The following is a 14,347-nucleotide window of genomic DNA, read 5'->3' on the forward strand; positions in this document are numbered from 1 at the left end:
TTATTTTATACTCTACATTATAAAAATCTGTCAAATCTGCTAAATCTGCGGGAAAAAATTTGTGCAATTATTGATAAAATACATAGAGTAAAAAATCCTTTTAATCTGTGACAAATAATATAGACACAATAATTTTCAAAAAATAATTAGTGGAAATTCGTGCAATTCGTGGCAAAAAAATCAAACACTTGCACTCAAAATAGAATAAACCAATTCCTTAGTTGGTTTTTGATCTTTTAATTTTGCCCGAACTTCATCAAAAGTGACTTTAAAATCACAGCCCGATTTATATTCCGCACAGCCATAAGCCGTTTTGCCTTTTAGGATAGTTCCTTTTTTGCATTTCGGACAAGTCAAAGCATCCGAGCTTTCTTTTGGCTCGGCTTTTTTATCTATTTTCTTTGGCTCTAATTTCAGTTTGTAGTTTTCCTCAAAACGAATTAAACCCTCAACAGTTCCAGAATCGGTTTTAAAGCCTTTTATATTTACCGTAGAACCTTTGTGAACCAATCTTAAATATTGGCTTTCAGTTATTTTTTTATCATGAAAAACAAAAGGCAATACAAAATCACAACCCGATTTGTATTCGCTGCATCCAAAAGCCGATTTTCCTTTTAGTATATTTCCTTTCTGGCATTTCGGACATTTTTCTGCCGAAATTCCAGAAGCTTTCTTTTTCTCTTTTTCTGCTTTTACAACTGGTTTCTGAATCGTTGCAGCATGCGAAATATTGGCGTGTTTGGTTTCGCTTCGAACTTCATAAACCAAAGCTTCGACCATACGTTTCATGTTTCTGATAAACGCAGCAGCAGTAAAAGTTCCCTTTTCAATATCTTTTAATTGCTTTTCCCAAGTTCCCGTAAGTTCGGCAGATTTCACCAATTCGTTCTGAATCGTATCAATCAATTGAATTCCTGTTAAAGTTGGTAAAACCTGTTTTTTATTTCGAACAATGTACTGGCGCTTAAAAAGCGTCTCAATAATATTTGCACGAGTTGACGGACGCCCGATTCCGTTTTCTTTCATCAATTCGCGTAAATCTTCATCGTCGACCTGTTTTCCTGCCGTTTCCATGGCACGCAATAAAGTCGCTTCTGTAAACTGATTGGGTGGTTTGGTCTCTTTTTGAAGAAAAGACGGTTCATGCGGACCTTTTTCGCCCACAGTAAAACTCGGCAATAAATCGGGTTCTTTTTCCTTTGCATTTGGATCTTCAAAAACAACGCGGAAACCTTTTTTCAAGATTTCTTTTCCTGTTGCTTTAAAAGTCACATCGGCAGCTTTTCCGATTACGGTGGTGTTGGCAACCAAACAATCATCATAAAAAACGGCAATAAAACGTCTCGTAATAATATCGTAAACCTGCTGTTGATTGAACGGTAGATTATTTTGAATTCCCGTTGGAATAATCGCATGGTGATCGGTTACTTTTTTATCGTTGAAAACCTTTGGCGATTTCTTGATTTTTTTCTCCAAAACGGGCTGAGTCAATTCTGCATAATTGGTTAATTTTTGCAAAATGCCTGGCACTTTCGGATAAATATCGTTGGGTAAAAAAGTCGTATCTACTCTGGGATATGTAATAACTTTCTGCTCGTATAAAGTCTGTGCAATTTTAAGCGTTTCTTCTGCCGAAAACCCAAATTTCTGATTGCAATATACCTGTAAACCGGTTAAATCAAAAAGCTTTGGAGCGTATTCGTTTCCGTTCTTTTTTTCTACAGAAACAATTTCGAAATCACTTTCTTTTACTTTTGTCGCGACAATTTCTCCATCTTCTTTGTTTAGAAAACGGCCTTCTTCATAGCTAAAAAGGGTATCTCTGTACAAAGTCTGCAATTCCCAATAGGGTTGAGGTTTAAAGTTTTCGATTTCTCTACAACGCTCTACGACCATTGCCAGTGTTGGCGTCTGCACGCGCCCAATGGACAAAACTTGTTTGTAACCGCCATGTTTTACGGTGTACAAACGTGTTGCATTCATACCCAATAACCAGTCGCCAATAGCTCTAGAAAATCCGGCATAGTATAAATTATCGTAATTGGCTGACGGTTTTAAGTTCTCAAAACCTTCTTTGATTGCTTCTGTTGTAAGCGAAGAAATCCATAAACGCTGAATTTCGCCTTTATAATGCGCTTCGTTCATCACCCAGCGCTGAATCAGTTCTCCTTCTTGTCCAGCATCCCCGCAGTTTATGACCACGTCGGCTTTTTCGAAAAGGCTTTTAATAATTTTAAACTGTTTCTGAATTCCTGAATTCTGAACGACTTTGGTTTCAAATTTTTCAGGAAGCATTGGCAGATTGTTCAAATCCCAGCTTTTCCAATGCGGTTTGTAATCGTTGGGTTCTTTTAAGGTGCATAAATGCCCAAAAGTGTAAGTCACAGCGTAGCCATTACCTTCATAATAGCCATCATGTTTGGTATTAGCGCCCAAAACGGCTGCAATTTCACGTGCTACACTTGGTTTCTCAGCAATACAGACCTTCATTTTTTCCTTTTCTTATTGAAGAGCGAAAATAGGGATTTTTTGCTGAAAAGTTGCTAAGGTTCTAAGATACTAAGATTCTAAGTTTATTGTAATGCTATTATGGCCATTTCAAATTGAAATCAAAACTCAGTTGGGAAAGTTAAGTTAAATTCAGGTTTTTTGATGGAAAGTTCGTGGCATTTTTTTTCGAATTGAGTTTTATTGAATGGCCCAAATATGGGTTTGTCCTGAAAAATGCTTTTTGTTCTTTCGATGATATAATAATGTGTTACGTTTAAGTTTATTTTCTCTTTGGAGTTTTCTAAAAGCGGATGCTGTTTCGAGTAGATATATTTCGAATTGTATCCAGTCGAAAAAACAAAGGCAGGAATTATGGTTTCTCCTTTTTTTAAAGATCTTGATTCGTAAGCATCAACCCAAAGGACTTCGTAATCGTCTACAATAGTATCGATTTCGTAATCGTGAAAACCAAAGCAGGAAGTTAGTGTAATAGAGGTTAAAACTGCAAAAACGATTTTTTTCATAGATAGTAATACTTTCTAGACAGTCAAAATGTTAGGATTTAAAAATATCAATTCTTCGCATCCAGAAGATTTCCGATTCTAAAAACTGAAGTTTGGTTTTCACTATTTTATCGCTTTTGTCTCTCGGATTTTTGACGATAAATCTTGCCGTAGAATTTGTAAAATCTAAAGTATATTTTTGGTCTAAGTCCGTTTTTTTATCAGAAGAAAAAGTAATCAGATTGTCTTTTGCGCTCAATTTTCCTTTTCCGTATAAGTTTCCTTCTTCTGGGTTTCCACCTTGTATATTAGAATAAGAATGAAACTCAAATGTTCCGTATGGATTTAAAGTCAGTTTATATTCAATTTTATGATTTTCACTAGAAAGAGAACGAGTATAATCGCCAACAAACTGATTGGATTGTGCAGAAAGGTTTAATTTTAAAAGAAAAAGCAGTACAGTTATTAGAAGTCTCATTGTGTTTAGGAGTTTCATCAAAAATAAATCGTTTAAAACCAAAATACTTACGTAAAACCGTATTAGCAAATTTTATAATTTTTTTATAGTAGGAAAAAGGCGTATATTGCCAAAACATTAGAATAAATACAATAATGATCACTGCAAATTTTTATTTAATAAACAGCTGTCTGATGTGCTTAATAAGCGCATTGTTGTATTTGCATGACGATACTTTCTTAAAAAGTTCAAAAGAGTTTATTCCTTTAGCCCTGTCACAACTCTAGGCAGGGGATTCTTTTCTATTTAGTTTTTATTTATTTAATCTCATTTTTATTCAGGATATGATATCGGTGAATAGTACGTTTTTGCGCGCTGTCATCTGTAGAGTTGTGTTATGTTTATGAAAAAAATGAAGCATACAAGAAAGTCATGTCACAACATATAATTTTAACAACAGGAACATACGATTTAATTAAAGATCACGTAAGAAGAAAAAAAGTAACCGCTCAAGAAGAAGAACTTTTATTAGACGAACTAAAGCATGCTACGCAAGTATTGCGAAAAAATCTGCCTGAAGATGTAGTTTCAATAGATCGAAAAGTTACTTATAAAGACCACATCAATAACGAAGAAAAAACAATTCTTCTTGTTGGTCCAGAAAAAGCAAAAGTCAGTAAAAACAAAATTTCGGTTCTTTCAGATGAAGGCATTGCAATGGTTGGTTACAAGGAAGGTGATATTATTGAATGGCCAGCTAAAAAAGGAAATCTAAAATTAGAAATTTTAAAAGTAGAAGAATAAAATAGAATTTCGTTTCGATTTAAGTTTAGTAACTATCCCAAAAGAGTTTTTCTTTTGGGATTTTTTTTGAAATAATAGAAAGTAAATAATAAGAGAATTACTTCAAATAACGTTCGTTGAAAGCTTAAAATAACTAAATTCGTTCTTCTTAATTTAATTATAACCAATTGTAAATGAGTATGAAACAAGCAGAAACGATAGACGAAGTAATTCTGTTATTGGATCAGATAATAGAAAAGTCAAAAATAGACCAAAGCAATTTAGGGTTGTTTGCCATTCTATATCGCGAAGTTACGGTAAGAGTAAAAGAAGGCATCTTGGCTGGTTCTTTTCAGAACGGAGAACGAATGGAAAAACTAGATGTTATTTTTGCGAATCGATATTTGAAAGCCTATTATCAATATCAAGCCAAAGAAAAACCATCTGAATGCTGGGCGTTTGCTTTTGAACAAGCCGAAAATTTCTGGCCAATAGTTTTACAGCATTTGCTTCTTGGAATCAACGCACATATTAATCTCGATTTAGGAATTGCCTCGGCAGAAGTCTCTACAGTTGAAGACATCGAAGATTTAAAAGCCGATTTTGATAAAATAAACTTCATTTTGAGCAATCTGGTTGGCGGTGTCGAAAAATGCTTAATCAAAATTTGGCCAACACTTACTTGGATATTAAAATTTACGGGCAAAGTAGACAACTTCTTTATAGATTTCAGCATGGAAACGGCAAGAAACGGCGCATGGAAATTTGCCAACGAATTTGTAGCAGTTCCAGAAAACGAAAGAGAAGCCTGTACGCAATTAAGAGATCAGAGAATAACCGAAATCGCCCGATTGGTTTCGAACCCTGGATATTTTGTGAGCGCCGTTTTCAAATTCATTCGTTTATTTGAAAGAGGAACCGTTGCTCAAAAAATAATCGATATGCAGATTATGGAAGAAAAAAATATGGAATGTGTTGTGGCGTGAAGAATTAGGTATTAAAAACAATAAGCAACATTACGAAACCTCCCAAGCAAAGAACTCCAATCATATGATTGCGATTACTATTATCATCTTTTTTCTGATTACTTCCACTTGGCGACCAGAAACTTGAAAATGTTCTAAAATCATTGTGATTGGAAAGAGTCCATAAATTGTAACCAAGAAATCGTACTGAAGCTCCTAAAAACTCCAGAATTATTCGACCTGATATAATTTCTATTAAATCCATTATTAATTATTAATCATAGGATTTAAATTCTCATCTTTATTTCTCAAATCCAAACCACCTTCGTAAACCGATTTTAGATTGGTCAAATAAAAATGCCAACCGTTGGAACAACCCAACCTGATGTATTGTTTCGAATTATCATCTGTCGGAATGTTATGATGGCGAAGTTCTACAATTGTATAGCTATTTGTTTCGCTCAATTTTATATCGACTAGACACGTACCTTCAAACGTAAACTGCAATTGGTCTTTTCCGTTGGCAGAAGTGATTTTTCCTTTCATGGCATCATCATACAAATACCAAAGCCATTCATAAGAACTGCCTCCCGAAACATTTTGGTTATTGCTGATTGGTTCTAGATTCGCATCAAAAAAAGATACTTTTTCTAGAAACCATTTTTCCAGTTCGTTTGCAATTGTCCAAGCATTGTAAATGTCGCTGAGTGGCGCTTTAACGGCTATTTTTTTGATGAAAGAAGTCCAGTCGAAGTTTTCCATGGTTTGGTTTTTAGTTTAGTTTCTTAAATTATTTCAGTTCGCTAAAACCTTTTTTTTAGACTCATTTGTTAATGCAATTACCAATGCGATTCCGCAGAAAAGTAAAGCGATAATAGCGCGTACAATTTCATTTCCGCCACCAACAGTTGGATTTGTAACAGCATCTTGAATATGGAAGAAAAGTACAAAAAGTAAAAGCATTAAAGCCAAAAGTAGCGAAATAGGTTTTATCCAAAGCTTAAAAATAATCGAAATGCCCGAACAAATAAGCGCAACGCCTACAAAATAAGTCCAAAACATCGTTCCTGGCAACCATTTCGGAACCATTGTAGAAACAAACTCAGCAAAAAGAAAATGGCTTAAACCAAACAAAAGCATTAAAAGCGAATAGAAAATTCGCCCAACCGGAATAAGTTTTTCTAGAAATGCGTCAAATTTGATTTCGCTTTTGTTCGCACTATAAGAACCCGCCAATACAAACGCTCCGCCGCTATAAGTGAGTTCCTCAATAGCATTAATCCAGATTTGTGTAGCGTTGGTTTTATCAGTATTAAAAATGAAAATAAACGGAAGGTGAGAAATAATAAAAGCAGTAAGAAAAGCAAAACCTAAATAAAGACAGACTTTTTTGGTGTCGATAAACTTAATGGTAATGATTCCCGAAATAATAATTCCTGCCAATATTAAAACGATACTGGTAAGGATAGAAAAAACAGGATATTGATGCGCCCAAGCGGGAAAAGGTGATAAAATTTCAGATCGAAAATCTTTGATAATAAGCTGATGCACTCCCAAAGCAATAATGCCAATACCGTAAAATAAACGGCCGAGTTTAATAAGTCCTTCCATTAATAGTGGTTTTAGATAGTAAATTGGTTTTTGGTATGACCAAATATATAAATTTATTACTAAAATACTGATTTAATGAGGGTTGGTTTTTTAATGAGATTTGTTTCTCATTAGCTTGCCCATACAGTTTGTCATTTCGAGGAACGAGAAATCTCCGCAAGTAGCTCCGCAAAGGTTTTCCATATTGTAAACATAAAGTTTTGTCATTTCGAGGAACGAGAAATCGCACTAGAAACTCCGCAAAGTATACTTGCCAATCTTTGTAGATATACGAGTGTGATTTCTCGTTCCTCGAAATGACAAAACTAGAAGGAAACAGAATGAGAAAATAGACTTCCTACTTAGATTGCGTTCACGAGCGAGACGCTCGCGCTAGCAAGGAGTTTAAAGTTTAGTGTCCTAGATTTTTCTGAATCAACGAAAAGACTAATCCAACAGTCAAAATAATGATAAAGATAAGCCATCCATATCCTTGATAGCTTTTTATACTTTTATTTCCTGTATTTAATTTAAAATAGGACTTCGTGACGTTTTTTAAATTTTGTGCTAATATTTCGTAATTCGATATTTCAAAAGAAGTAATTGTTATTTTCTTTAGTTCAAAAAATTCAACCGTAATTTGTTGGCCATTGTAAACTTCAATTCTACTAGAATCATGTGAAGAATTTATTTGGTGATTGCCTTCTGAAACCTTTTTTATATCGTCTAGTGAAACTTTTTTAGTTTTAAAAAGTAAAGGATATTCAATCGATAAAAATTCATTTGTCAGTTCTACTTTTTTTGAGCATAATAACATATATAAGCAACCTAGCGCAAAGAAGCAAAAGAGTGAAATTAGAGTCCACATTGCTCGATAATCTGCTTTCTGATAAGATTCGACTTCAGGATTATATGCTAAATAAGCTAATGATAAAAAAAATAGCATTCCAAATATGCTGAATCCAATTTGAAGAAAACTTGGATTTGCAATTATTTTATTGTTATTCATTTTTAAATGTGATGTGTAATTTTTATTGAGCATTAGCTTATAAATCCTTAATCAATTCACTTGGATGAATTTTTAAAGCTTGCGCAATTTTAAACAAAGTGCTTACTTTCATTTCTTGCGAGCCTTTAATGTATTTTCTTAAATTTTCTACATCCATTTCAGCATCATGAGCGACTTCTCTTGGTTTTAAATTATTACTGTCAATCACATCTTTTATCTTAATTCCTAGTTCTTTTACAACTTCTGGAATTTCGCTTTTTCTTTCTCTTTTCATAGAAATGAAATTACAAGTAATAGATTGTTTTGATATGATTGTTAAAAATCGATTGTTTTCAACCGAAATTTTATATATTTGCTTAAAATTGTAAAATAAATCTTATATAAAAATTGAAATGCAAAATAAAGAAAGAGCCGAAGAATTGTTAGAATTAATAAATAAAGGAAGTTACTTCAGCAAACTAAAACCAGAACCTAAAGAAACCAACTCGTATACAATACCGCTAAAAGTATCTTCTTATAACGAATTAAATTTAATGGTTTCAGATTTGCTAAAAGCAAGTATTATTTTGCTTAACCCAGATGCAAACAGTTTGTCGAGTTTTACAAAAGACAATAATGTCAATGTAATGACTTTGCTTGAAATTGCCTTGCAGTTATTGCCAGAAGATGAAATGGAGTTGTTGGATGATTTGTGTAAATTTCATCTAGAATAATGATGAAAAAAGCGCAAGAAGTTTTCTAGATTTTTACGCATATTTTTTATTTCCACATTAAAATAAAATCAAGTAAGTTTTCGATAAAAATTTTGAGCCAATTTTTCTTTTTTGATGTAGTCTCTTTCATATTTTCTAGAAAATGTTAAGTATAGAATTTTGATTTTATTTAGATTGCGCATACAAGCGAAATATTTGTATCAGCTGAGGAATTTCTTGAAGAATTATTTTATTTTTTTTTCGAACCTTCGCTTAGAACGATCAAAAGCTGTCTTTTCCCATGAGCTATCAAAACCATTCCAAAACAATCTTATTGTATACCCTGGAGAAGAAGAACAAATTAAAACATCCATATCATTATGTTTAAAGAAGATATTGTAATTTTCTGCTTCTTGAGTTATATATTTTTTATTTTCTTCAATGGCAGTTTGAATTTTATTTAGAAACTCAATGGCTTCATTTTTTTCAAAATTTTTAAAAGCATAACCTTGATAAACAACACCAGAATCTTTCCAATAATTACCGAAAAAACCTAGAATTAATCCTTCTTTTTGTTTACTCTCACACTTATACAGTAAAGTTGTTAGTTCTCCAGAACTTGCTGCTACAAGAGGTATTATTTCAAATTGTACGACTTCTGTAGTTGAGCCTAAAACATTTTTAAACAAAAATTCTTTTGCGTTGAATAATGCTATATCCTTACTAAATTCTTTTGCAAACCAAATGTTGTCGTTTGTTTTTACTTGTGTAAAAGATTTCGTAATTGATATGAAAAAGATTATTATAAGTAGTTTTGTTTTCATCTTTGTTCTTTTTAGAAAGTTTTTAACAACTCCTACTAGCGGAGGTCACGGATTACAAATTAGAACTATCAGGTTATTACGACTCTAATAATTTTGATTTTTGTTGTTCAAACTCTTCTTGGGATAAGACACCCGAGTCTAATAAATTTTTTAATTTTTGTAAACTATTTAATTTTTCATCAAACTCATTTTTTTGTGTAGATGAGTTTTCTTCTTTAGGAAAGGGAGTATTGTTTACAACAATTGTTTGAGTTTCACGATCCGTTGTGCAAGCCCAAATTAAAGAAGCTATCCATCCAATGAATGTCCATCCTAAAAAGAAATTCAGCATTATTATTGCAGCGCCATTATTTTTTTTACGACTTAATGCAATAATTGAAGGCAAAAAGTAAATTACTATAAATGGAATTCCAATTACAAGAAATTCTGTTGCACCAATTCTTCCCATGATATTTGATTATTTAATAGTTTTGTGAAAAAATTACTTTAAGTATTCGTTTATTAATTCGATTTTTTTATCAATATATTTTATTATTTCATCCGGTTTCATTTCATTTCTTTCAAAGCCATAAATGTCATTAAAACAGTTCCCACAATACTCCCCAATTTCAACTGATTTATTTCCGCATTCACAATTCCAAACGTCTTTTTCTTTTGATGATAGAATCTGTTTTTTAGTAGTGAATTCTCCTCTTTCTTTAAAAGTCGAACTTATAAAAGTTTTTGCTAAATCAAAGTTTTCAATATCTTTTTTGTTGTAAAATGGTTTGTCATAGGTCGTAATTTTTAATCCTATTTTCTGCTTTTTAAAATCTGAATTTTTAAGTAAAACTTCATTCTTTTCATGATTAAATAAGTTTAATTCGTTAATTACTTTTGATAAATACAAAGCTATCTTTTGGTTGCTTTCATTCTCGATTGTATCATAAAGTAGACTTATCTTTTTGTTTTCTTCTAAGGCATCAATATAATTTTTAAAGTTTTTATTGAACTTATTATATAAATCTTCCGTTGAATTAATGTTTTCAATTATATTGGAATATCTCCTAAGGATGAAAGGGAAAATTTCATAAACTTGATTAGACGTTGCGAAACTCCAAGTTTCATCATCATAAGTAAGTTCCCGTTTTTCAGCTTTGTCTATAATTTCTCTTCTTTGTCTTAAATTATTTATTCTTTCTAATCCGACATTTTCAAACTTTTCTTTTGTATGAGATAGTAAATTTAAATCCTCATCTTTTTCAATAATAATAGCTGTCCCAATAGCAGTTAACATAAACATTGATTTTCCTTTTCCAGAAATCTCGTCCATGTCAATATTTAATCCAATAACACAATTTCCTCCGATTTCGTGTGTATTATATTTTATACGTTCAATTGCTTCGTTATAAAGTGAAGATAATTGTTTTTGATATGTATTCGAACGACCACCAAAGACGTCTGCCATTCCTCCAAGAAAATCACTAAATAGATTTGTTCCCGCTACTATATGAGCAGAAACTGGTTTTAAATGTTTTTTTATTTTTAGTCCTTCTGCGGAAGATGTAGTTAAAACTAAAATGTCTTTTGGATTTGCCATATTTTAGATCTTTATGTTTGTCGTGATTATAGGAGTATCTTTTTGTCTTGTCTATTCTGTAAATTACAAAAGCAAACATCGCCATAATTTTAAATTGATGTTCAAGTAAAAATACCTATTTTATTTAGTGTAATACTTTTTGGTTTACACAATTATGTTTGCTAAAATAACTTTTGAAGTTGAAATAATTTTACGGAAAACCGTAAACATAATTAAGAAAACCAAAGCCCTAGCCCTGATAGAAGCGGCATCCTTTTTAGGCAAACGAAAAAAGAGCTTATTAAACCGTAAATTCTCTACCTAAAAAGATATTAATCCCGATAGCTATCGGGACAGGAAACAGCTCCTAAAAATCATTACAATTCCACTAAATATTCAACTTAACTTCCCCAAAAAATGAACACTAGAATTTTCGATAAAAATTTTGTAATTTTGCCGTCCAATAAAAGGAATTAGAAAATGTTAGATAGACTTCAATATGTAAAGCAGCGTTTCGATGAGATTTCGGATTTGATTATTCAGCCGGATGTTATTTCTGATCAAAAACGTTATAAGCAGCTTAACCAAGAATATAAAGGGATAAAAGCGCTTGTTGAAAAGAGAGAAGAGTACATCATAGTTTTAGCAAACATCGACGAAGCAAACGAAATTATTGCTGACGGAAGTGATGCTGAAATGGTGGAAATGGCCAAAATGCAATTGGATGAAGCAAAAGAACGTCTGCCAGAATTGGAGGAGGAAATCAAATTTATGCTTATTCCTAAAGATCCTGAAGACGCGAAAAACGTTATGGTGGAGATCCGCGCCGGTACGGGTGGGGACGAAGCTAGTATTTTTGCTGGTGACTTGTTTAGAATGTACACGAAATATTGCGAATCTATGGGATGGAGATCATCTGTTGTAGATATGAACGAGGGTACTTCTGGAGGTTTCAAAGAGGTTATTTTTGAAGTTACTGGAGAAGATGTATACGGAACTTTGAAGTTTGAAGCGGGTGTTCACCGTGTACAACGTGTTCCGCAGACAGAAACTCAAGGACGTGTGCATACATCGGCTGCAACGGTTATGGTTTTGCCAGAAGCTGAAGAGTTTGATGTTCAGGTAGATATGAACGATGTTCGTGTAGATTTCTTCTGTTCGTCTGGACCTGGAGGTCAGTCGGTAAATACAACGAAATCGGCTGTACGTTTAACGCACATTCCAACAGGATTGGTAGCGCAATGTCAGGATGAGAAATCGCAACACAAGAATAAAGATAAAGCTTTGATGGTATTACGTTCTCGTTTGTACGAAATGGAATTGGCCAAAAAGCAAGAGGAAGATGCTAAAAAACGTAGTTCTCAGGTAAGTTCTGGAGACCGTTCGGCTAAAATCCGTACGTACAACTACGCGCAAGGTCGTGTAACCGATCACCGTATTGGTTTAACGCTTTACGATTTAGGAAATATCATGAATGGTGATATTCAGAAAATTGTTTCTGAGCTTCAGTTGGTTAATAACATGGAGAAATTGAAGGAAGCTTCAGAAGTTTACTAAATTTCTAAGTTGCTAAGATTCTAAGTTTTTTTTCTTTGAACATATTTTTCGGAGTTGCTAAGATTCTGAGATACTAAGGTTCTGAGTTTTTTCTCTATGAACTCAAAATATTTAAAGCCGAACTTTGTTCGGCTTTTTTTGTGTAAAGAAATATGGAAGATTGGAAGAAACTTAGAATCTTAGCAACTTAGTACCTTAGCATCTTTAAAAAAAACATAGCCAGCGGTTTCAACCGCTGGAACGCAATGTATTGTTGTTGTGCAAAGGTTCAAAGGTTTTCTCTCTCTGTGAATTAGTATAATAGAAAAAATTGCAAATTTTTTCAAAACCTTTAAACCTTTAAACCTTTGCATCTCTGTTACTTTGAGCCTAAAAAGAAAGAACCTTCTTTCTTTTTTTATCGTTCTTATAATCTTATACTTTCATCGAAAAAACTTAACATACATATCATTTGTTAAATTTTTTATTACTATTTTTTGTTTCATATTTGCATACCAATCAACCAACTAACATTAATTTATGAAGAAAACTTTATTCTTATTTTGCTTCTTTGGAAGCTTTTTTTATGCGCGGTCGCAATCGTATTTTGGATTCAGGGATGATAATTTTGCCGGAATTCAGAGTGTTTTATTTAATCCGTCTAATGTTGTCGATTCTAAATATCGTGCCGATGTTACGATTTTCTCGGCAAGCGGAACGGGACAAAATGATTTGTACGGAATTAATATTCTAGATGCACTAGACGGCGATTATGATTTGGCGACTGATGCGAGCAAAACTTTCAAATCGAATAACAGAGGAAATTTTAACGTAGATATTCTCGGCCCTTCTTTTATGATGAATATCACGCCTGTTCATAGTGTGGCGCTTTTTACGCGCGTGCGTAGCGTTACAAATCTTATTGGCATAAACGGTCAGCTTATTGATGAGGTGAACAAAGATGTCGATGCTTCAAATAGTTTTTTAATCACAGGCGGGAATCCGAATGGGGTTACGAATTCTTGGGCTGAAATTGGGGCGAGTTATGCAACGATTCTATTGGATCGCGATGATCATTTTGTTAAAGGTGGAATTACTTTAAAATACTTAATGGCGGGAGTAAACGGCTACATTAACGGAAGTGATGTGAGCGTAGCTTTCAATAAAAACAATGCAGATCCTGCTATGAGCGAATATCTTTCGACAGGAACTATAAGGACTGCTGCAAGCTACGATTACGCAAACGGAGATGATGCAAAGTTTGATGCTGCTTCGGCTGGAGTAGGCGTAGATTTGGGTTTTACATACGAATATCGCACCAATTGCCATACTTGTGCAGGAAACCGCTATAAGTTTAAAGCAGCGGCTTCTGTAACCGATATTGGAAAGCTAAACTATAAAAACATTATAGAGAATACTTATAATATTACAGGAAAAGTGACTCAGCAAGATATTGACGATGCTGATGATATTTTTGAATTTTTCGATGCTAACTACACCAAAATATCTTCTAAAAAAGGAGTAAAAGCCAATCTTCCAACTGCTTTGCACACCAATTTTGATTGGAATATAGACCAAAGATTTTACTTAAACCTAAGCGGTGATTTCAATCTGGTAGACGCCAAAAAAATAAACGGAACTGCAATTGCCAATTCGGTAACTTTTACGCCAAGATACGAAACCAGACAATTTAGTTTCTACGTTCCTGTAACGTACATGCAATACAGCGGAACAGCAATCGGAGCTGGTTTTAGAGCCGGTCCAATATTTATTGGTTCAGGAACTCTTTTTTCGAGTCTGTTCTCCAATAATTCAAAAGCCTGTAATATTTATGCAGGTTTGAAATTGCCGATTTATCAGGATTATAGATGAAGTTTCTAAGATTCTGAGGTACTAAGTTTCTAAGTTTTACTTTAACGCATAAAAAACAGCATCACAAA

At 33.2% G+C, this 14,347-nt stretch carries 16 protein-coding genes; 5 read left to right on the top strand and 11 right to left on the bottom strand.

Annotated elements, in window-relative coordinates:
* Window positions 1-180 precede the first annotated feature (180 nt).
* The 3 genes from NU08_RS12115 to NU08_RS12125 all read right to left on the bottom strand — a co-directional run bounded on the left by NU08_RS12115 (window position 181) and on the right by NU08_RS12125 (window position 3,471).
* Window positions 181-2,490, bottom strand: coding sequence for a DNA topoisomerase 3 (locus tag NU08_RS12115; protein ID WP_129747345.1), 2,310 nt, complete (start codon window positions 2,488-2,490; stop codon window positions 181-183).
* A gap of 119 nt (window positions 2,491-2,609) precedes the next feature.
* Window positions 2,610-3,014, bottom strand: coding sequence for a DUF3997 domain-containing protein (locus tag NU08_RS12120; RefSeq protein WP_129747346.1), 405 nt, complete (start codon window positions 3,012-3,014; stop codon window positions 2,610-2,612).
* Window positions 3,015-3,045: 31 nt separating this feature from the next.
* Window positions 3,046-3,471, bottom strand: coding sequence for a hypothetical protein (locus tag NU08_RS12125; RefSeq protein WP_129747347.1), 426 nt, complete (start codon window positions 3,469-3,471; stop codon window positions 3,046-3,048).
* Window positions 3,472-3,882: 411 nt separating this feature from the next.
* Between NU08_RS12125 and NU08_RS12130 the strand changes: the two genes are divergently transcribed.
* Window positions 3,883-4,254: a GreA/GreB family elongation factor gene (locus NU08_RS12130; protein WP_129747348.1), complete on the top strand. Its 372-nt coding sequence runs from the start codon at window positions 3,883-3,885 to the stop codon at window positions 4,252-4,254.
* A gap of 179 nt (window positions 4,255-4,433) precedes the next feature.
* Entirely contained in the window at window positions 4,434-5,219 is a 786-nt protein-coding gene (locus NU08_RS12135; protein ID WP_242502544.1) for a DUF5995 family protein, read from the top strand.
* Window positions 5,220-5,223: 4 nt separating this feature from the next.
* Here NU08_RS12135 and NU08_RS12140 read toward each other — a convergent pair whose 3' ends face one another.
* The 5 genes from NU08_RS12140 to NU08_RS12160 form a co-directional block, all read right to left on the bottom strand.
* On the bottom strand, window positions 5,224-5,463 hold the full coding sequence (locus tag NU08_RS12140) for a hypothetical protein (RefSeq protein ID WP_129747350.1): 240 nt from the start codon (window positions 5,461-5,463) through the stop codon (window positions 5,224-5,226).
* A 2-nt stretch (window positions 5,464-5,465) separates the two neighbouring features.
* Window positions 5,466-5,960, bottom strand: a complete 495-nt coding sequence (locus tag NU08_RS12145) for an SRPBCC domain-containing protein (RefSeq protein WP_129747351.1) — start codon at window positions 5,958-5,960, stop codon at window positions 5,466-5,468.
* Between the two features lie 33 nt (window positions 5,961-5,993).
* Window positions 5,994-6,809, bottom strand: a complete 816-nt coding sequence (locus NU08_RS12150) for a DoxX family membrane protein (RefSeq protein ID WP_129747352.1) — start codon at window positions 6,807-6,809, stop codon at window positions 5,994-5,996.
* Window positions 6,810-7,200: 391 nt separating this feature from the next.
* On the bottom strand, window positions 7,201-7,797 hold the full coding sequence (locus NU08_RS12155; protein WP_129747353.1) for a hypothetical protein: 597 nt from the start codon (window positions 7,795-7,797) through the stop codon (window positions 7,201-7,203).
* Between the two features lie 37 nt (window positions 7,798-7,834).
* Window positions 7,835-8,071, bottom strand: a complete 237-nt coding sequence (locus NU08_RS12160) for a helix-turn-helix domain-containing protein (RefSeq protein WP_129747354.1) — start codon at window positions 8,069-8,071, stop codon at window positions 7,835-7,837.
* A 118-nt stretch (window positions 8,072-8,189) separates the two neighbouring features.
* On the opposite strand from NU08_RS12160, the gene NU08_RS12165 reads away from it, so the two are divergent.
* On the top strand, window positions 8,190-8,510 hold the full coding sequence (locus tag NU08_RS12165; protein ID WP_129747355.1) for a hypothetical protein: 321 nt from the start codon (window positions 8,190-8,192) through the stop codon (window positions 8,508-8,510).
* Between the two features lie 224 nt (window positions 8,511-8,734).
* Here the strand turns inward: NU08_RS12165 and NU08_RS12170 are convergent, their stop codons facing one another.
* The 3 genes from NU08_RS12170 to NU08_RS12180 form a co-directional block, all read right to left on the bottom strand.
* The gene (locus tag NU08_RS12170; protein ID WP_129747356.1) at window positions 8,735-9,313 is read right to left on the bottom strand and encodes a hypothetical protein; all 579 of its coding nucleotides are present in this window, start codon (window positions 9,311-9,313) and stop codon (window positions 8,735-8,737) included.
* Window positions 9,314-9,389: 76 nt separating this feature from the next.
* The gene (locus NU08_RS12175; protein ID WP_129747397.1) at window positions 9,390-9,761 is read right to left on the bottom strand and encodes a superinfection immunity protein; all 372 of its coding nucleotides are present in this window, start codon (window positions 9,759-9,761) and stop codon (window positions 9,390-9,392) included.
* 33 nt (window positions 9,762-9,794) lie between these two features.
* Complete coding sequence (locus NU08_RS12180) at window positions 9,795-10,892, bottom strand: heavy metal-binding domain-containing protein (RefSeq protein ID WP_129747357.1); 1,098 nt, start codon at window positions 10,890-10,892, stop codon at window positions 9,795-9,797.
* Window positions 10,893-11,351: 459 nt separating this feature from the next.
* Between NU08_RS12180 and prfA the strand changes: the two genes are divergently transcribed.
* Together prfA and NU08_RS12190 are read left to right on the top strand one after the other, a co-directional pair.
* A complete protein-coding gene (gene prfA / locus NU08_RS12185; protein ID WP_119789747.1) occupies window positions 11,352-12,428 on the top strand; it encodes a peptide chain release factor 1 in 1,077 nt (358 codons plus the stop codon).
* A gap of 519 nt (window positions 12,429-12,947) precedes the next feature.
* Complete coding sequence (locus NU08_RS12190; protein WP_129747358.1) at window positions 12,948-14,279, top strand: DUF5723 family protein; 1,332 nt, start codon at window positions 12,948-12,950, stop codon at window positions 14,277-14,279.
* Window positions 14,280-14,347 lie beyond the last annotated feature (68 nt).

This window comes from Flavobacterium anhuiense (assembly GCF_004151235.1).
GTDB classification, from domain to species: Bacteria; Bacteroidota; Bacteroidia; order Flavobacteriales; family Flavobacteriaceae; genus Flavobacterium; species Flavobacterium anhuiense_A.